The sequence below is a fragment of the Mycoplasma tracheobuteonis genome (assembly GCF_054456995.1).
In genome coordinates this window covers 1-19,838 of the sequence record NZ_JBTKTG010000007.1, presented here as the reverse complement: position 1 = coordinate 19,838, position 19,838 = coordinate 1, and the positions used below count along the sequence as shown (strand labels likewise).

Annotated in this window: 17 protein-coding genes; 9 read left to right on the top strand and 8 right to left on the bottom strand. The window is 27.6% G+C overall.

Annotation, left to right across the window (positions count from 1 at the left end):
• The first annotated feature begins 261 nt into the window (after nucleotides 1-261).
• Entirely contained in the window at nucleotides 262-1,098 is an 837-nt protein-coding gene (locus ACX1M8_RS02025; RefSeq protein WP_458807219.1) for an HAD hydrolase family protein, read from the top strand.
• A gap of 223 nt (nucleotides 1,099-1,321) precedes the next feature.
• The gene (locus ACX1M8_RS02020) at nucleotides 1,322-1,741 is read left to right on the top strand and encodes a Dps family protein (RefSeq protein ID WP_458797781.1); all 420 of its coding nucleotides are present in this window, start codon (nucleotides 1,322-1,324) and stop codon (nucleotides 1,739-1,741) included.
• 68 nt (nucleotides 1,742-1,809) lie between these two features.
• Here the strand turns inward: ACX1M8_RS02020 and ACX1M8_RS02015 are convergent, their stop codons facing one another.
• The 4 genes from ACX1M8_RS02015 to ACX1M8_RS02000 all read right to left on the bottom strand — a co-directional run bounded on the left by ACX1M8_RS02015 (nucleotide 1,810) and on the right by ACX1M8_RS02000 (nucleotide 6,251).
• A complete protein-coding gene (locus ACX1M8_RS02015; protein WP_458836698.1) occupies nucleotides 1,810-2,334 on the bottom strand; it encodes a hypothetical protein in 525 nt (174 codons plus the stop codon).
• A 185-nt stretch (nucleotides 2,335-2,519) separates the two neighbouring features.
• On the bottom strand, nucleotides 2,520-3,212 hold the full coding sequence (locus ACX1M8_RS02010; protein ID WP_458836697.1) for a hypothetical protein: 693 nt from the start codon (nucleotides 3,210-3,212) through the stop codon (nucleotides 2,520-2,522).
• Nucleotides 3,213-3,353: 141 nt separating this feature from the next.
• Nucleotides 3,354-4,013, bottom strand: coding sequence for a DUF402 domain-containing protein (locus ACX1M8_RS02005; RefSeq protein WP_458616467.1), 660 nt, complete (start codon nucleotides 4,011-4,013; stop codon nucleotides 3,354-3,356).
• A gap of 42 nt (nucleotides 4,014-4,055) precedes the next feature.
• On the bottom strand, nucleotides 4,056-6,251 hold the full coding sequence (locus ACX1M8_RS02000; RefSeq protein WP_458836696.1) for an MYPU_1760 family metalloprotease: 2,196 nt from the start codon (nucleotides 6,249-6,251) through the stop codon (nucleotides 4,056-4,058).
• 180 nt (nucleotides 6,252-6,431) lie between these two features.
• On the opposite strand from ACX1M8_RS02000, the gene ACX1M8_RS01995 reads away from it, so the two are divergent.
• Entirely contained in the window at nucleotides 6,432-6,647 is a 216-nt protein-coding gene (locus ACX1M8_RS01995) for an MAG6790 family protein (RefSeq protein ID WP_458616464.1), read from the top strand.
• Between the two features lie 136 nt (nucleotides 6,648-6,783).
• On the opposite strand, the gene ACX1M8_RS01990 is transcribed toward ACX1M8_RS01995, so the two are convergent.
• Complete coding sequence (locus ACX1M8_RS01990) at nucleotides 6,784-8,691, bottom strand: M13-type metalloendopeptidase (protein ID WP_458836695.1); 1,908 nt, start codon at nucleotides 8,689-8,691, stop codon at nucleotides 6,784-6,786.
• 1,470 nt (nucleotides 8,692-10,161) lie between these two features.
• On the opposite strand from ACX1M8_RS01990, the gene ACX1M8_RS01985 reads away from it, so the two are divergent.
• A complete protein-coding gene (locus ACX1M8_RS01985; protein WP_458836694.1) occupies nucleotides 10,162-10,629 on the top strand; it encodes a hypothetical protein in 468 nt (155 codons plus the stop codon).
• Nucleotides 10,630-11,574: 945 nt separating this feature from the next.
• Nucleotides 11,575-12,936 (top strand): phosphopyruvate hydratase, encoded by a 1,362-nt coding sequence (gene eno / locus ACX1M8_RS01980; RefSeq protein WP_458616458.1) that lies wholly within the window; start codon nucleotides 11,575-11,577, stop codon nucleotides 12,934-12,936.
• 122 nt (nucleotides 12,937-13,058) lie between these two features.
• Here eno and plsY read toward each other — a convergent pair whose 3' ends face one another.
• Entirely contained in the window at nucleotides 13,059-13,910 is an 852-nt protein-coding gene (plsY, locus tag ACX1M8_RS01975; RefSeq protein WP_458834839.1) for a glycerol-3-phosphate 1-O-acyltransferase PlsY, read from the bottom strand.
• 63 nt (nucleotides 13,911-13,973) lie between these two features.
• On the opposite strand from plsY, the gene def reads away from it, so the two are divergent.
• From def to ACX1M8_RS01955, 4 genes are read left to right on the top strand one after another with little or no spacing between them, the layout of a single operon-like run.
• Complete coding sequence (gene def / locus ACX1M8_RS01970) at nucleotides 13,974-14,531, top strand: peptide deformylase (protein WP_458616456.1); 558 nt, start codon at nucleotides 13,974-13,976, stop codon at nucleotides 14,529-14,531.
• Complete coding sequence (locus tag ACX1M8_RS01965; RefSeq protein ID WP_458836693.1) at nucleotides 14,531-15,817, top strand: hypothetical protein; 1,287 nt, start codon at nucleotides 14,531-14,533, stop codon at nucleotides 15,815-15,817. Before def ends, ACX1M8_RS01965 begins: the two co-directional genes overlap by 1 nt.
• A gap of 12 nt (nucleotides 15,818-15,829) precedes the next feature.
• A complete protein-coding gene (locus ACX1M8_RS01960; RefSeq protein ID WP_458836692.1) occupies nucleotides 15,830-16,723 on the top strand; it encodes an MSC_0882 family membrane protein in 894 nt (297 codons plus the stop codon).
• Nucleotides 16,723-17,283 (top strand): DJ-1/PfpI family protein, encoded by a 561-nt coding sequence (locus ACX1M8_RS01955; RefSeq protein WP_458836691.1) that lies wholly within the window; start codon nucleotides 16,723-16,725, stop codon nucleotides 17,281-17,283. The genes ACX1M8_RS01960 and ACX1M8_RS01955 overlap by 1 nt, the downstream gene beginning before the upstream one ends.
• 69 nt (nucleotides 17,284-17,352) lie before the next feature.
• Here ACX1M8_RS01955 and ACX1M8_RS01950 read toward each other — a convergent pair whose 3' ends face one another.
• Nucleotides 17,353-18,159, bottom strand: a complete 807-nt coding sequence (locus ACX1M8_RS01950) for a PQ-loop domain-containing transporter (RefSeq protein WP_458836690.1) — start codon at nucleotides 18,157-18,159, stop codon at nucleotides 17,353-17,355.
• 409 nt (nucleotides 18,160-18,568) lie between these two features.
• Nucleotides 18,569-19,555 carry a hypothetical protein gene (locus tag ACX1M8_RS01945; protein WP_458836689.1) on the bottom strand — a complete coding sequence of 329 codons (987 nt, stop codon included), beginning with the start codon at nucleotides 19,553-19,555 and terminating at the stop codon, nucleotides 18,569-18,571.
• Between the last annotated feature and the right edge of the window lie 283 nt (nucleotides 19,556-19,838).

The following is a 19,838-nucleotide window of genomic DNA, read 5'->3' as shown; positions in this document are numbered from 1 at the left end:
CATTTTTTCCCAAAATAAGCTAGAGAAAAAATCTAGCTTATTTTAAAGCCGAAATCTGCTTTTTTTCTTTAATTTTCTAAATTTAATTTCTCTTTAAAAACTTTCTAATTTATGATGTTTTGAGCCTATTACTTTTAATTTCAGTGAAAAATGATAATTTACAATTAGTTCATTACTTGCCTATTTCCAAATCAAAAAATATTATAAGAATTAAATATTTCATTAGTATAATTAAAATACTTATTTTCAAGGAGAATATATATGAATAAACCAGAAATAATTTTTATCGATTTAGATGGAACAACGTTAGATACAAATGAAATCAAATTCTGACAAAGAACTGCTACTCCATATACAAAACAAGTTCTTAGTGAATTAAATAAAACTATTCCTGTAGTAGTATCTACTGGAAGAGGGGTTTCACCTAAAACAAGTAATCTTGTAAAAGACATTACAGGTGTTGAAACTTATATCGCATGAAATGGAGCAAAAACAGTTGAAAATGGTGTTATTGTAAATGAAGAAATCATGTCTAAAGATGTTGCTCAAGAATTATTTGATCAACTTTCAAAACACTTTTGTTTTGTAGTTTATAACTCAAACGCTAGAGAACAAGCTTATGTAAAAAATAGAGTATTTAGATGATTTATGGGTGGATTCGGAAGAAAAAGTGCTCACTCATACAAAGAATACCACAACGATTTTCCAGTTTATAAAGCACTTGTATGATCATTATCAGGTGCAAAAATGCGTAGATTAGCTGTTAAATGACAAAAACAATTCGAAGGTAAGCTTGAAGTTTCTCTTTCAGGTTCTAAAAATAATATATTAGAAATTACTAAAGCAAACTGTTCTAAAGGAGATGAAGAAGTACGTTACTGCTTATCAAAAGGAATTAATCCTGCTAACGCTATGCACATTGGTGATTCAATGAATGATGCTTCTACAAAAGGTCGTATTGGTACTTTAGTTGCTATGCAAAACTCAGTTGATGAACTTAAAGAAATTGCTGATGTGGTTACAGAACTTAGATGTGATCAAAGTGGTTTAGCACACTTCTTAGAACAATTTTTGCCAGAAAAAGTAGAAAATAAATAAGAAATATAGAAATCTGCTAATAGTTTAATTGAGCTTTTAAAATAATCCAATTTTTAAAGTTAAAATTATTTATTTTAAAAAATATAATAGTTAGGTGTTCCTAACTTTTTTTCTAAAAAAATTTATTTTTGCTTAAAAAATATCTAAAAAATAAACTTTTTTAAATTTCTATACTTGAATTTATATTTCAAAGTGTTACAATTTCTCTAGAAAAGAGGTTATTATGAATAACAAAAATGAATTAATTACTTTACAAGCTTCATTATTCTTATTACAAGCTAAAATTAAAAATTTTCACTGAAATTTAAAAGGTTCTGATTTTTTTGAAATCCATGAACAATTAGATAAATTATACGATGATACAACTGAACAACTTGATGCAGTTGCTGAAAAACTTTTAATGCTAGGATATAATGCTTTAGGTAGTTATCAAGAAGCATCTAAACACTCTTTAATTAAAGAAGTTGAAGCAAAAGATTTTGTTTCAAGTGAAGTATTTTCTTATGTTGTAGAAGACTTAAATACACTTCTTCAATACATTGGTAAAATGGATAACATTTCTTATAGAGTACAACCATTACTTGATGAAGTAGTTATCTACTTAGATACATGACACTGAAAATTTTTAAAATCATCTAAATAACATTTTAGGCAGCTATTTAGCTGCTTTTTACATAAAAAATTCTGCAATTGCTTGCAGAACGAAAATGATTATTTTTGAGAATTAAAATATTTTTTATAAAAGTCTTGATAGTAAGTTAATTGAATTAGTTTTCCATCAAAAGTACAGTAATCTAAAGGAAATAGTAAAAGTAGATATCTTCACCCATTATCTTTAGCATTAATATATCTTTTTGCATCTACATAAAATCCTGAATATTTGTTATCTTTATATACAGCATTTTTATTAGTTAAATAATCAGTTATTTTAAACATATAACCTCTGTATATATAACTTTTCTTATCATCTTCGAATGTAATTTGATGTTCTTCTGGGCTCTTATATATTTCTTTTTCAAGAGTATTATTTCCATCAAGAATATCATTTTCTATTTTTCAATTATTAAATTTAAACATAAGGGAAATATTAAAGGCAATAAAGAATAAACCACCACAACTGAAAGTAATATCGAAAATTTCAAATATAAAAGATAAGCTATTATTTTTTCATTCCGTAGCTATACCATTGCTTCATAAAATTTCCATAATTGCTACATATGTAATTCCAACAGCCATAATGAATAAATATCATAGGATACCAATAAAGAGCTTTTTATTTATGAATTTAAATATATTGCTATCAATTTTTATATTATGACTTATGAAATATTGTCGTGAGCTTTCTTTCAGAATATATAGAATTTTATTTTTAGTCATAAGCAAATAAATAAAATAAGCAATTGCACATAATACTCCAACCATTAGCATTCATCCTTTTTAAAATGTATTTTAGCAGCATAAAAATTCTTTAGCATTTCTGGGATAAGAATTGAATCAGTATCCTTTAATTTATAAGAATTACAAAACATTAGTGCTGTGTAATTTCACATAATATTCTTACTTTTTATAAATGGTGCTGAATTGACTTGTTTAGATCTACTAATCGTTTCTTTATCATAGTTTGCAACAAGAATAATTTTACAAATCTTATTATTCACAGCTAGTTGTTCTTTATCTTTTGCATCTAGGAACAAGTCATCAAAGTTATCTTTATCAAAATTTGAAGCATTCATCATTCTTAATTTTGTCAGTTTGTTTTGAAGAAAAATATTTTGAATAGCAAATGGTGCAAAAAGAATGCTCCCAATATTTGTTATAAGGCAAGAAACAAGAATCAAAGTTCTGTTAGAAATTGATAAATAGTTTAATTCGCCATAATTAGCTATCATTTTAATAAGCAATGAAGCTATTATCTCATCAGTAACAGTAACTACTCCTAAAACTATAATTCTAATCATAATTTGTTTATTTATTCACTTGAAGAAGCTAGGTTGTATGTATTTTTCTTGCTTAATCAATGATGGTAATATCTTATTAATTAAACTTGGAAAGACCTTTGTTTTCGTGAATCATAACCAATATATGATTAAACTAAATGTTATAACAAATAGCATACAATCCTACCTCCTTGACTAATAAATATTTACTCTTAATTTATTATAAAGGATAAATGTTATCGAATTGCTACAATAATGTTTTTTCATATTTTGTTCCATATTATAAAAAAGCATATAAAAAATCACTTTTAGGTTGCCCTAAAAATGACTCTTTCTTTTGTAACCTCTTGTTACTTGTCTAAACATTTCGCTTTCTTCTGAATATTGTTTATTTCCTAATCTCGTGTATCTTTCTACTGCTTTATCTGAGATTAACTTATCATTTCTTAAGATATCTAAATAGTAATTTATTATTTCGGGATTAAAGAAATATTGATATTCACTATACATTTTCATTACTTCAGTAAGTTCTTTAAATAAATAATTTTTAAGTTCCTCTGAGTACTTCATTTCTCTAGAATGAAGGGCGAATTCATCTCTATCAACAACTTGTAATTCTTTATCAGGATAACATTTAACATCTAAATCATAGTCTATAAATTTAATTGTATTATCTTCAAATATAGGTTTAGATGCCATATTTATATAATAATATGGTCCAGATTCTTTTAACAAGACAATAGCATTATACATTGCATCTTTAGGTAAAAATCAGATTGCATTTTCAGTATATCTTCAGCCATTTACATCTTTTTCATATTCAGCTACTTTAGTGTTTTTTAAGAATAGTACTATATGTCTTTTGTTGTGAAAAACTACTTTAGCAGAATTTCATTGGCGATATAAATAACCATTATGCTTATATCCTTGAACATTGATCATTGAACCAACTTTTAATTTACTAAAATCTCATTCCATTGTTATCCTCCTTTCGGTATATCTTAATTATAGCATTACATCTTACTTCCACTCAATTATCGTTTGATTATTCTTATTTCGTACTGTGTAATATGATTGATTATTTTCAGAACGATATGTTGTAACTCATCTTGATTCAGGAAGTGAAATTTGATGATCTTTTACAATTTCATTTTCTTCTACTAATCCATTTTTATTTAAGTCATCTCAAAAATAAATATAGCCTTTATTTCCAGGATTAATATATTCTTCAGTTATGTAACTTAAGTAGCCATTATTAGCATAAATTCTATTATCTAGTTGTTCTTGACGAAGTTTAGAATCTTCTTCATTTTGACTATTTATTCTAGCACCTGTATCAAATGTACTGTGACCAAAGAAATTAAAAGTATCTAAATAAATAATGTTTGTTTCAGCAACTAAACCACCATTTTTATCTAAAACGACTATACCACTGTGATTTTTGTCTTTAAGGTATCCACTAAATTTAATTTTTTTAATATTATTTGGATTCTTTTCAACTTGAGAATAAGTATTTCCTACTCATTTTCAACCTGAGTTATCATAATAAATTTGTGATATTTCACTTCCATATCCCATTGTTTTGAGGAAAACTCTATAAAAATCTTCTGAATTATTTTCTTGAATTTTTTCTAATTGTGACTTGTAAATAGGATCATTAGTTCGATAAGACTCTAGTGCAAAAGGTGAAGTAGGATACATTATAGAACTTGAGCCTCTTACTTCTTTTAGAACTCATTTTCCTTTAATAGGGTCTCAATATTTTATAGGGTTTGGATCTATTAAACCAAAATTATCATTTATATATCAACCACTTCTGTGTAAAGAATCAAAATTATTCATAAACACTTTACCATAGTCTTCAGCAACTGAACTAGGTCTTATTTCATATGATTGAGAAGTTTTATCATAGTGAAATTTCATATTTCCAAAGTATCCTGAAGAAAATTCTTCTCTTTTTTCTTGAGCAATAGCACCGGGATTTGGTTCATTTATGTTGTAGTAAGACTCAAAAGCATATTTTAGATATTCCCTTGGGACCAATTCAGTTAGTGAATAGTAATATCTTAAATCACCTGCACCTAAAGTGAATTTTTCATCAGGAGAATATCAAAATCCATCAGGTTTGCTTTCTAATTTTCTTAGTAGAGTACGGTTACTTGAAGGGAATAGTGTTCCATTATTAATTCCATTAGACAATTCTCATAGGTCTTTTGGAGAAAAATTAGAATATAAAGCGTCACTAGTATTTGTTGCTTTATAAGCACCTACTCAACGTTCTCTTAGTAATGCTAAAATTTCAGGTTTAATATAAGATTTTGCACTTACATCATAATTTAATAAGTTTTTAAAATTATTAGCAAAATACGCATTTCAATATTGTGTATCTGCACTTGAAAAAGCTTTATCTAATAAAGATGATTTATTAGATGTTTCAGGTTGATAATAATTTACCGGAAGTAATTCTTTAGAATTTGGATCAATAATGCTTCCGTTAGAAATCTTGTCTTGACTTATCAAGGCAATTTCAGCATAATTATTAGCTCAATGGTGCATGTATTCATGGAATAATGTTTGCATTATGGTTGCCACTCTATCATATAATGTAGCATCTGTTTCACACATGAATGCACCATTGATATAAATATTTTTAGTACTTGGAATATATAAACCATTAGCGCTAGCAGGAATAATTGTAAAATCATTAATATTAATAGCTTCTAAATCAAAGACTTCAGGTCCAAAAGTTACTTTACGTTTAAATTCATTAGCTAAATAAGCTAGTCCACCAGGTCCGAGTAAATATCTATTTTTGGTTTCGTCGTTTTTGTCAATATAGTAAGCAAAATCTCTAAATTTAATTTCAGTGTAAGGATCTACATATTCTACATAAGTTCCTTCATTATTTTGATACTGATTTAGACTAATTTCACCTAATTTATTGGCATTTTGTAAAGCTTTATCCTTACTCTCTTCGTCTAGCCCACTAAAGAATTGCATTTCTTTATCATTAAGTGGTATTAAAGAACTTACTTCTTTTTGCCATGTTGGAGCATTATACACAGGTTTAATAGTAATTGTTTCTTTATCATCACTTCCTAAATTTTCAACGTAATCTTTAATAGCAATATAGGCACAAGCTGCTATTGTGCCTATTCCCAATACTATTCCTGTTGTAAATAATGATCATCCTATAATCTTTGATTTCTTACTCATAATTTATATTCTAATACATTTTACTTTTTATACTAGTTTTATATTTTTATACTTAAAAATAGTTGTATTTATATTTTCCACATTATTTCCATAAATGTGGAAATTTTGTGGAAATTTATTCATTTTTATGTTGAGATACTAATTAGGATTATAATATAAATAGAAATAACGGAGGTATTTATGTATAAATACAAAGCAAGATTATTAAACAAAGATGAAGTAGTAGCACAAGCTAATACTATCGAAGAATTAGAAGGATTAATCAAAGGATTCCGTCGTGGACAAAAACACGGATTACACACAATGGGAAATGAAAAAATTGAAATTATTCGTGTTGAAAGAAATCATTTAGAAGGTAAAGAAGCTTCTAAAGAAGTACTATTAAAAATAGTTTAAAATCAATATAATATCATAAGTAATATGAGAGATCGCTATCTCTCATTTTTATTTTCATTCCTAGGACATAGTACTTTTAGTTCCTTTTTTTCAATTTGACAAAAATATAAAGAAAATACCCTGACGGGTATTATCATTATCAAATCTTAATTCTTTTTTCTGGAGCTAAATACATTTTATCTGTTTCTTTAATATCGTAAGCATCAGCAAAAAGATCTAAATTCATCATTAAGACATTTCCTCTTTCTTTTGCAGGTGAATGAACATCTGTTTCTAGAAGTCTTCTTGCATATCCTTCACCAGATTTTAATCTTCAAACTCTTACTCAGTTTTCGAAGAATTTCTTAGCATCAAAATCTTTTTCTTTTTGAGCAGCTTCTAATGCACAAGCAACTCCACCAATATCAGCTATATTTTCTGATACAGTTAATTTACCATTAACTTTTCCGTATGGTGTTACACGTGTGTCGTATAAATCGATAACAGCTTGAGTTTTTTCTGCAAATTTAGCTCTATCATGATCGGTTCATCAGTTTGCCATTGAACCATTTTCATCAAATTGTGATCCATTGTTATCAAATGCGTGAGAAATTTCGTGAGCTATAACTGCACCAATTCCACCAAAGTTAGCTGATGAAGATTGATTGATATCATAATATGGAGCTTGTAAAATAGCTGCTGGGAACACAATGTGGTTTCCAAATGGGTTAAAGTATGCATTAATTACGTCAGGTGACATACCTCAATATTTCGGATTTACATGTTCTAAATATTGAGACATTTCATATTTATACATAATTGAATCAAAGTTTAAGATGTTTTCATAAACATTTGATCCTTCTTCATATGTTTTAGTAATAAATTGTGAATAGTAAGGTTTTATTTCTTCAGGATACCCAACCATAACGCCTAATTTTGATAGTTTTAAAATAGCTTTGTCTTTTGTTTCTTGTGTTAATCAAGTATTTTCTTCAAGACGTTGTTTATAAACATCTATCATACTTGCAACCATGTGTTCAACATCTTTTTTAGCTTTTTCTCCAAAATATTCATGAGCATAATACATTCCAAGTGGCATTGAGAAGTATTTTGTAGCTGTGTCATAGGCATATAATTCTAATTCACGAGGCTTTGCAATTGAGTATAAAACATTTTTGAAGTGTGAAGCTTTAAGTCTAATTTCTTCACTCATAAAGTTAGCTGCACTTAATAAGTTTTTGATAAATAATAAAGCTCTGTAGGCTTCAAAGTTTGCTTCTGAATATATTTTGTCGATGTTTTCTACAAATCTTGGATTAGAGCAAGAAATTTCTTTAACTTCTTTATTTACTAATGATTCAGCAATTTTCTTAATATCAAAGCTTTTTACAGTTTCTTTATATCATTCAATATTTTTTAGATTATATAGTGAGGTGTAATCTGCTTTTTCTTCGTTTGAAAGTACAAATTCAACAAGGAAATTATCAAATTCTAAAGCTTGTTGTACAAGTTTATTTGCTTCATCAGCACTTTTACCATATGAAACTAATAAATCAAATGACATTTCTTTTCAAGCTGTAATTAATTTTTCTTTTTGAGTAGGGTTTCCATATGTTTCTTTAGATCCTAAAATTAGTCTTGGATCTTCTAATCATAAGATGTATTTCTTGTTATCAATAAAATCTTCGCCAATTCCAAGTGGTAATGGTAATGAAGAATATGAAGTATCAAATTCAGCATAATTATCTGCTAATTCTTTAAAGCTTTTGATCTCTAAAATTCTATCTAAATGCTTACGTGCAGGTTCTCAACCTAGTTGAGCTCTTTTTTCAGCATTAATTAACATTTGATAAAGTTTTACATATTCATGAATCATTTTGTCTGATGGTAGAGGCTTTTTACCACTTGCTCAATCTGCTGTAAGTCCTTTAAGTAATTTTTCAACTTTGATATCAAGTTCACCAAAGCAAGAAATTGATGCACGATCTGCAGGAATTTCTGTATCTCTTAACCATTCAAAATTAACATATTCATAAAAGTCATCTTGTAATCTTGGTTTGTTCATTTTTTTCTCCTTAAATATATCGTTTAAAATAGTATTTTAATTATACTTTACTTTTCAGTTAATATTACTACAGTTAAAAATCAATAATTTATTGTGAAATGAACAGTTAAATTACCACTTTCAGATTGAACAGTTGTTTTACCACTTTTAAATTTTTAAATTACCCTTCAAATTACTGCACATGGTGTTCTTTTAGCTTAACAAATGCATTTATTTCTAATGATTTATACATTTTTAATAAACGAATAAATTAATTATTAAAAACTAAATAATTGATTTTAAACTATAAAAACTAGCAAATAATGAACTTTTTATCTATTTATCGATTAGATATTAAGTTTTACAAAGAAATCAGGTTTAAATATATTTAAAAAATTCAAATTTAATGTTTTATTTAGATAAAATCTAACTTTTTTGTATTAAAAAATTACGTATTTTTTTAGAAAAAAGTGGTAATTTAACTGTTCAACTTACAAGTTAATATTACTACAGTTAAAAATCAATAATTTATTGATATTTAATACATTAATATTGAAGCTAGGGGTTAAACCCTTTAAATCATCATTTAAATTAAGAAGATAATATAATTAATAACTTATATAAATTAATGAAATATCGATCATTTTTAAATTCTAAAGCTTTGACTAGCTGCAATGATTTCTGTTTATTTATAATAGTCATATATTTTATGATGTAGCCAAAGATTTTTAAAGTTAAATCTTTTGAATCTGCACAATAGTAAAATCTATACATTTTAACATCTGAGATACCCAATTTATTCATCGACATATCTAGGTACACCCAAAATTCTTTTTTTTAATTGAAAATATTTTCTATTTGTTTTATAGTTTTAATTACTACTAAGTTATTTTTTAATTTATCAAGCAAATCGATTACATTGCTCAATTCTTTTATACTAAACTAACTACCTATAATGTTATTTAAATATTCATAAAAACTTATCATTCGACAAATTACTATATGGATTTTCTTATACACATGCATTTCATAATAGGCATTTAAAAGCATAGAATCTATCACTAGATTAGCATTCGGAAGGTTATTTAGAATTTTATTTAAATCCAAAATACAGTTTATTTATTTTATTGATACATTTGAAATAAAAAAGATTATTTCCGGAACAAAACAATCTATTTTGAGTAATAACATATCATGGGTTTATAATAAAAATACATATTTGTTTAGAAATGATACGATAAAATAATTATTTATATGTCGTTATTGCAATTCTAATACGACTAATGCACTAAATCCAATGATCTCAAAAAATACTGAGTTCAATAAAGAATTCATCGAAAAACTGAAACAATTTATCAATAATTTTTCAGAGTATGAAAAAAATACATTATTGATAAATTGTTTCTCTAAAATCCATAGTCATCCAATCTGGATATAATAACGATGATGATTATTGTGACGAAAGATATTAATAAATAAGGGAGACAAGATATGATATCTTATACTCATAATTTGAATCAAGAACAAAACAGCAATAACTCATACACTTTATATTCAAGTGCTGTGAATAACTTTTTTAGAATTTCAGAAGAAGATAGGCTTAAATTATTAAACAATTTAAGTATCTCTAGTGAAAAAATTGTCAATTTATTCCCTATTTGATTAAATTGAGTATTACTTATTCTAAAGATAAAATATGCACATGATTTAAATAAAGAACAAAGTTTTTCTACTTATAACGAAAATATCGAAAGAATCGATGCAATCTTGCTTAATTTAAACGACTTATTATTATTCCTAAAAGAAAATGAGATGTCATATGAAAAAAAGTTAGATTTACTTTCATCGCTAACTCAGATAAGAGATATATTTGCTACTGAAAGAGATAATTTAGTTTCAAAAGTGAATGATTTAATAATAAGAAATACCGAAAATGATGATTATGGATCGGGGTATTAAATGAAAAGAGAAAATGCTTGAATAATATTTAATTTTATTTTCATAAGCTTCGTATATATCGCAATAATTACCACGCAATTTGGTTTCATATTTTGAATTTGATTCCATAGTTGAGAAAATAAAAATCAAAACATAAGAAATATTATTTTTATTATTAACATCGTTTTTCTTCTTATCACTGAAATATTGTATTTTATGTATCGTATAAAGAGTGATATCAATACCCACATTAGGTTTTCTAAAAAATTTAGAAATCAAAAAATACATTTTTTAAATAATACATCGAATAAATTTATAGGATGAATATACAAATGAGTTTATTTTAAAAAACAAGATTCTTTTAGTGAAAATGATTTAAATATATCTTTATTAAACAAACATAAATTTAAACTTCAGATATACTTTTTCTTTTGGTTATCCATCAGTGTTTTATTGTTATTTCTAATAATGAATATTTCATTTACTATATGGTATTTCATCTCGAATCAAAATGCTCGAGGAATTATTTATGTAATTTGAGTAAGTCAGTTAGCTTCAACAGTGTTTATTAATAATTTTTGACGTTGTCGTGCTTATGCTTATTGCAAAAAATACAATTTAAAAGCTGATATGTTTGATGAAAAGAATCGTTTAATCAAATGGATTGTTAATAAATGTAGTAACTGGCCTTATTCACATTTTACAATGGTGTATGATGCTTTCAATTGAAAAGATGAATATAAATAATAGTAGATATGAAAATTATGCTTGAGTTTATTAATAGATTTTATTTTTAGATCACCTTTATAAATATCTATGAATATAATTCTAGCGAGTAAAATTTATTATTTGTTTTAGTTTTTTATAAAATACGCACTTTTATAATAATGCTATAATACTATTAATCTTTAAAAAGATTAATTATTTGCAAATAAAACAAAATCTTAAATAAATAAAGGAGACAAAATGTCAGCAATTACAAAAATTCATGCACGTGAAATTTTAGACTCACGTGGTAACCCAACTGTTGAAGTTGAAGTATTCACAGAATTTGGTGGATACGGAATCGCTAAAGTTCCATCAGGTGCTTCAACAGGTTCACGTGAAGCTCTAGAATTAAGAGATAAAGGATCAGAATTTGAAGGAAACTGATTCGGTGGTAAAGGTGTTATGTTAGCTGTTAACCACGTAAACAACGATATCGTTCCTCACATTTTAGGAATGGAAGTTACAGATCAACGTAAAATTGATATGAAAATGGTTGAATTAGATGGTACAGAAAACAAATCTAAATTTGGTGCTAACGCAATTTTAGGAGTTTCTCTTGCTGTTGCTAGAGCTGCTGCTAACGAATTACAAATTCCTCTATACAAATACTTAGGTGGATTCAACGCTCACGAATTACCAGTTCCTATGTTAAACGTTATTAACGGTGGAGAACACGCTTCTAACACAATCGACTTCCAAGAATTCATGATTATGCCAGTTGGTGCAAAATCATTTAGAGAAGCATTACAAATGGCTAACTTCGTATTCCACAACTTAGCTAAATTACTTAAGAAAAATGGACACGGAGTACAAGTAGGTGACGAAGGTGGATTTGCTCCTAACTTCAAATCACATGAAGAAGCTTTAGACTTTTTAGTTGAAGCTATTAAAGCTGCTGGATATACACCTGCTAAAGAAGGTGAAAAAGCTGTAGCTATTGCTATGGACTGTGCTTCATCAGAATTATATGCAGATGGTGTTTACACATTCAAAAAATTAAAAGCTGCTATCGAATCTAAACAACCTGGATTTGAACACTTAGAAGATGTTAAATTATCATACACATCAGACGAAATGGCTGAATACCTAAAATCACTTGTTGCTAAATATCCAATCATCTCAATCGAAGATGGATTTGCTGAAAGTGACTGAGCTGGATTCAAAAAATTCACAGCTGAAATGGGTGATAAATTACAAATCGTTGGAGATGACTTAACAGTTACAAACACAGCAATCTTAAAACGTGCTATTGAAGAAAAATCAATGAACTCAATCTTAATTAAGATTAACCAAATTGGTTCAATTACAGAAACATTTGACGCTATCCAAATGGCTCAAAAAGCAAACATGACTGCAGTTGTTTCACATAGATCAGGGGAAACAGAAGATACATCAATCGCTGATATCGCTGTAGCTATGAACTCAGGTCAAATTAAAACAGGTTCATTATCACGTACAGATAGAATTGCTAAATACAATCGTTTATTAGCTATTGAAGAAGAACTTGGTTCTGTTTCAGAATTCAAAGGAATCAAAGCATTCTACAATATTGTTAAATAATATTTAGATTAACTAAGGGTAACCTTAGTTTTTCTTATGCTTTAACATTCCTAAATTATAGTGTTATATACCTATATCATAGGCTTATCCATTGGATTTGCAAAAAGCAAAACAAAAATGCACTATTGTGCATCGCTTGTTTGTTTTTTAGATTTACTTCATTTTCTTTCTTCGCCTTTAATTAAGCGTTGAATGTTACTTCTATGTGTATATAAAATTAATCCAACAGCTCCTATATAAATAAATCCATTATAAATAGAATAGTAATTTATTACTGTATTTGCTATGTAATCAATAAATCCTTTTTGATCGTTAGCAATAACTTTTAAGTCTACGTGCTTGGTTCATTCTAATCAATTAAAGTTCGTAGCTCAAGCAATTATAGAATTAGACATTCAAGGTACAAATACAAATGGAATTATCAATACAGCTGCTGCCATACTTGCTAAAGATACATATTTTTTTCAAAATATTATTGTAAAGAAGATAACTGCAGCTATAGGTAAAAGTACTATGTTATAGCTAATAAGTAGCCCTATACTGCAAGCTACACCTTTACCACCTTTAAATTTAAAGAATACTGGGAAACAATGACCTAAAACAACCCCAATTCCTGCTAGCATCGGAACTGCAACAATAGCTTGATATTGTTTAAAAGCTTGTTGGCTTGCATCCGTAGCTGAATGCACTTGAGGAGCTGCATTAACTCAATAAGCTATTCCTGTTGCAATTCCTACAGTAGCAATTGTTTTGAAAACATCTATAAGCAAGATTAAAACACCAACTTTTACCCCAAAAACCCTTGAAGCGTTAGTAGCACCTGCATTTTGCGAGTGTTGCGACCTTACATCTTTGTTTAAGAACTTGCTAAATAAGATAGAAGTATTTAAAGAACCTATTAAATATCCCATTACTAAAAATGCAATATTTATAAGTACAGTACTTAAAACTAGTATATTGTAATTGCCTTGCATATCTACCTTTCTATAATTAATATATTAATTATAGTAATTTTTTATATATATTATAATTTAAATATGAATAAAAAATACGATATTAAAATAGTACAGTTACCTGATCCTGTGCTTAGAAAAAGATCACACGACGTACCAATTCCCCTTACAGAAGAGGATATTGATCTAGCAGAAAGAATGATATATCACATTGATGATTCACAAACTGAAGGAACACAATTCCGTCCAGGAGTTGGAGTTGCTGCAGTACAATACGGAATCTTAAAAAATGTTTTTTATGTCTTTGTGCAAGATGATAAAGGAAATGTTTTATTTAAAGATGTTTTATTTAATCCACGTGTAGTCGCAAAAAGTAATAAAAAAATCGCCCTAGAAGAAGGAGAGGGTTGTTTATCAGTTGATGAATCATGACCTAACCAAGAAGGTTTTGTTCATCGTTCAGATCGTGTCGTAGTAGATGCTTATAGTTACTACAACAAAAAATGATTACGTTATGAAGTATCAGGCTACATAGCTATTGTATTTCAACACGAATTAGATCATTTAGATGGTCACTTATTTATAGATAGAATCTCTAGAAAAGATCCTTGAAAAAAATTACCTAAGGCTCAATATCTATAATGCTTCAATATTTTAGTGAAGGGACCAGTGCCGACAGTGGTCCTTTATCAAGCATATCTAATGAATTAAGTCCTGTAGTAGAAGGAATGGCTTCAGTAGCTCCATACCTTCCTTACATAATCCTAGGACTATGTGCATTAGCATTCTTAATTGGATTTTGATTTAACTATAAATGATCTATCTTTAAAGTTGTAAGTATTATCCTAACAATGATTATTTGTGTTGTTTTATACAACACTACTCCTGAAATTGTTGCTAAAGTTGCCTCCGATGGTGAAAGCAAGGATACTGAAACCATAGCCAAGGCTGCAGTTCCTTTCTTTATCACTATATTAGCTATTCCAATCTATTGATCAATAAGAGGTCTATTCTTCTTCATTACATTTATTATTCAGTTATGCACTATTAAAAGACGTAAAAAGAAGAAAGAAGCAAGAAAAGCTAAAGGTAAACGTGGAAATAGAATTTGAACTAGATTTTTATTTGGTACTACTAATGCTGTTTTAACTTTACCTGGAACCTTATTAATGTCTAACGTAGTTACTACAGCAATGAATAATACATCTGCTGCTAATGCCACAAACGTTGGTGTAAAAATTATGACTGCTGGTAAAGGAGCATCAGTTTCAGGTATTGCTCTTGGAACAGTTGCTATAGCTGACTTGTTTAACACAGGATCTAGATTATTTGCAGCAATGCAAAATCCTGAATCTGAATGAACTAAAGAACAACTACACGAAATTGTAGAAGCTTTAAATAAATCAAGTGCTGTATTAAATAACACTGATTTCCAAAATATGGTTAAAGACATTGCTTGAAACTATGTTTCAAAAGAAAATTCAGATACTATATCTAAAGATTCTGGTTTAAACGATTACATAGAAAAATCAAAAGAAAAACTTGAAAAAGAAAATCCAAACTTTAATTCATTATCTAAAGAAGAGCAAAACAAAGAACTTACAAAATATATTGTAGATGAAATTAATAACGTTAAAGATTACAAGGACTTAGGGCTTTCTGATAAAGCTAAGGAATATTTAAATGTTGCAAAATACTTAGTTTCTTCATTAACGCCATCAGCTCAAGAAAACTTAACACATATTTCTGCTCAAATCTTTAACTTAATTCCAGTTGTAAAAGAATCAATTAATACTCAAGATGTTATGAAAGCTTTATTTGATAACTTATCTAAGTTTAAAATTGATTCTAATGGAAATCATAAGGAAGAACCACAACCTACAGAATCAAATTCAGAACCAAAAGAATTAGCCGGTAGCACAAATTAGTTAGGAGTGAATGTGAATATATCACCTAATAACAATGACTTAAACCAAGTCACAACTCAAGTGCCTCAAACTCTTGAGACAACAATGGAATCTAAATTAACACCAGATCCTCAAAAGACTATTGCTACTCCCGTTTATAATCTAATTAAACGTGAAAAACATATTACTATAATGCAATTTCTTTTCTGGTTTATATTATTCTTGATTTCTATAGCTGGGATATTAACGAATTACTTTCTCAATACTAGAATAGACAAAAACCAAGGTATTGCTTGGTATGTTCTAGTTGGTATCTTATTCTTAATTAGCCTAAGTTTATTTACTAAAGCTTTAACCAAAAATAAATCTTGAAGAAGAACTGAACAAATGTGTCGTGATAACTACAAAAATGGTAATTTAGCAGCTGTTACAGTTATCGCAGATTCATATCGTGGAATTCGTTTTAAATTACTTAGATTATCTTGAATATTTGCTTTCTTCATGACTTATTTCCTATTATTTAATGGGGTAATCTTATTACTTTTAAATCTATGAGATGGACATTGAATTGTTAAAGTTAACAATCCTACCATTAAATTTAACATGGATTTAGACTGGCTAAAAATTTTAAATAATGCTTTTGGTGATGTTTATGTTCTTCTTTATATTGACTTAGCTGTTATCATTGGTATTTCTATCTTATTTGTACTAATGATTATGTACGATCGCAAGCGTTATATGGAAGCTTCTACATTTCTTGGTGCTGATGCATCAACTATCAAAAACGCAGTTAATTTAGAACTTAAAAACGAAAATAAAGCTTGAATTAAAGCATACATTATTATCTTTATCATAGTTGTTTTACTACCTTTTGCATTATTATTCTATTTAATCTATAAAGGTGTAATTAAGAGAGGTAAAAAATAATGAAATTAAAATTATTAGTTATTACTGAAGATAAATTCAATGATATTGAATTAACTTCAACACTATCTGTTCTTAAAGCTGCTGATGTAATCGAAACAGTTACATTCTTTGCTCCGGAAATTGCTTCAGCTACAGGTCAATTCGGATTTGCTCACATTGATGATATCAAACACGAATTTAATATTAATGATTACAACGCAATCTTTATCCCAGGTGGTAGAGGTTGCCAAACACTAAGAAATAATCCCACTTCACTAGCAGTTGTTAAACAATTCTATGAAGCTAATAAATACATATTTGCTATCTGTGATGCACCTAATGTATTAATGGAAGCTAAAATCCTCCCACCTCACATACATTATTCATCATACCCATCAGAATGAAGTCTTCCAACTCGTGGAGCTAATCGTTCAGATGAACAAACAACATGTGATGGTAAGATTATTACAGGTAAAAATGCATTTGCAGCTCCTGAGTTAGGTCTTAGAATTATTCACGAATTATTCAGTGAAGAATTATCTCTTAAGACTTACATCAAAATCAATGGGGATCAATATTAGTCACTAGTAATAGTGACTTTTTTATATAAAAAATCACTATTGCTAGTGATTTAATATTACTGTATCAAACTAATTTGCTTTAGCTTGAAGTGAACGATTAACCCCTTTACTTAATAAATGCTTATCATAAAGAGTGAATCCAAGTTGGATACTAAATAATGTTAATGATACAATTTGTCAACATAATCCAGCGATTAATGAACCGTAGTTCTTGTCACCATATGCTTCTTTAGATAACCCTAATCCTCATCAAATAATTCATACAATGTTGTTGATTACATATAGAACGTACATTCAGTATGTAACACCTTGTCATTCATTTGTTTTAAATGAGTGGATTAATTGTGGAGTAAATGCTAATGTTGTGGCAGCTGGGAATATGAATCCCATAGCTGTAGATGCTTCTTTTGAAACTTTAAAATATGTTGTTCCATCAGCTTTATTATAGTCTACTATATAGAAAGCAATAAACACAGTTCCTATAATGTATGTAGCTAAAACTCCGATGTATCCTCACATTTTCTTAGTTGCACTAAATTCTTTTTTATGTTTATAAAGAAGAATAGTCATATATCCATTTACGAATAAACTTATTCCATCGGCAACAATAACATTTAACATATTTATTTTATTTGTTGCTCCTCAAATAACTCATAATAAGATACCAACATGGAAAATTCAGAAAGAAACGAAACTTACGTTTCCTGTTCTTTTTTCTTTGATAAGTTTAAATAATTGTGGAAGGCTTAACGAAATAATGAATACAACTGATAATCATAAGAAAACTTTATATGATATATCTATTCCCGCTGGTGCTACTGTGGTTGTTGCAGCATTTGTTATTCCTTCGCTAAATAATTTAACTATATTTTGCATACTGTTATATTTTAACTTATTTTATTTTTTCAATTAATTTATTTTTCACCTATTTCCTAGAGTTATAAGCCTTAAATATAAGGGTAAAGAGAAGAAGATTACCTCATGCCAACACTAGTAAAGAATCTTCAGAATTTAAACTTTCCATAAGGAAATTTCATTTCAAAAATCAATCTTTATTAAGAAAAGTTTTACTCTTCTTAATGGGCTTTGATAATATCATTTAACTTGCACTCAAACTAATTCACTAATTTGTACAAGTAATTTTTAACCATATTTTCTAAATATAGCTTGCTGGTAGTCTTAAAAGTCATTTCAGTTATACAAACTCAGAAATTATTTGAGGTTTTATTAATATATAAAAACCCATATCTAGGCTAAAGATATAGGTTTAAATATATTTAACTTATTATTTTTGATTATAGATAAGATCATTTTTAAAACGTAGCTTTGAATAAATCGATAACATTCAGCTCGAAGCAAAAGAAGTAAACATTATTAAGAAATAAAATCCAATTAATGGTTTTATTTCATCACTCAATGTTATGTTGTGATTTCAAATTAAGGCAAGCGAAATATGAGTTGTGTAGTAGAAATAACCTAAAGCCACCACACTAATAATTAATATAGAAATACCTACAAATAAATATTTGAAATGAATATTCATTCTATCCGTAATCTTGTTTTTAACCAATTTATGGTTTAGTGATAAATTAAGTAGATTAAATAGTGATGCACCTGCAAAAGTAGAAAATATTGCTATAGTCATTATAACTGCTTCATAAGAACTCATTTTTACATCTAAACTAAATATTCCAATCGTTGAAAGCATAACTAATGAAATTATTAATACAAGTAAATGGAAGAATATATAACTTGCTTTAATTTTTTTATTATCTAAAAGATTATTGGCATATTGTATTGTTCTATTACTACATAAGAAACAAATAAAGCTTGCTGAATACATTATTAGAAAAACATATGTTAGTACATCTGGGATATCAGGTTCATAAGATTTATCTGGATTCATAAAGTCGATTGAATATTCATACATAGGTACACTTATTTTGTACACACCACACACAGATATAATTACAGTAATGGTTATTATTCCTAAAAATGTTACTAATTTAAACAAATTGTTTGCATTAGTATCATTATTTCTTTCGAAATTTCATTTCCCTATTTCTTTAATTAATACATATGTACTAAATCCTGCAAATATTGGCATTAATAATGAAAGAAAGATTTCTACCCATAATAACATTTTATTTTTATAAATTGATTTAAATATATCATCATTCAAGAAAGTAAAAATTCAAATAAGTAATAAAGATACAAAAACAATTAAAACAGTTAGTGTACTTGATAATACAATTTTCTTATTTAATTTCATGTTCTTCACCTTCTTCGATTTCCTCGTTAATCTTTTGTTTTTCCTCTAAAGGAACTGCACTGAGAGTAACAAGAGGTGCAGACACTGACATCATTGCTAATATCAATGTTTTCCATTTGTTAAATTTTTTTATTTTTTCCTTTATGTAGTTGCCTACCTTCTAATTATAGTCTTATAAAAAATCCAAGCATTATTTATTTGCTATTCCACAATTATTTCCATATTTTAGATACTGTAAATAATTTTGTGTAAATTTAGAAAAGATAAGTAACTTGTATAACTT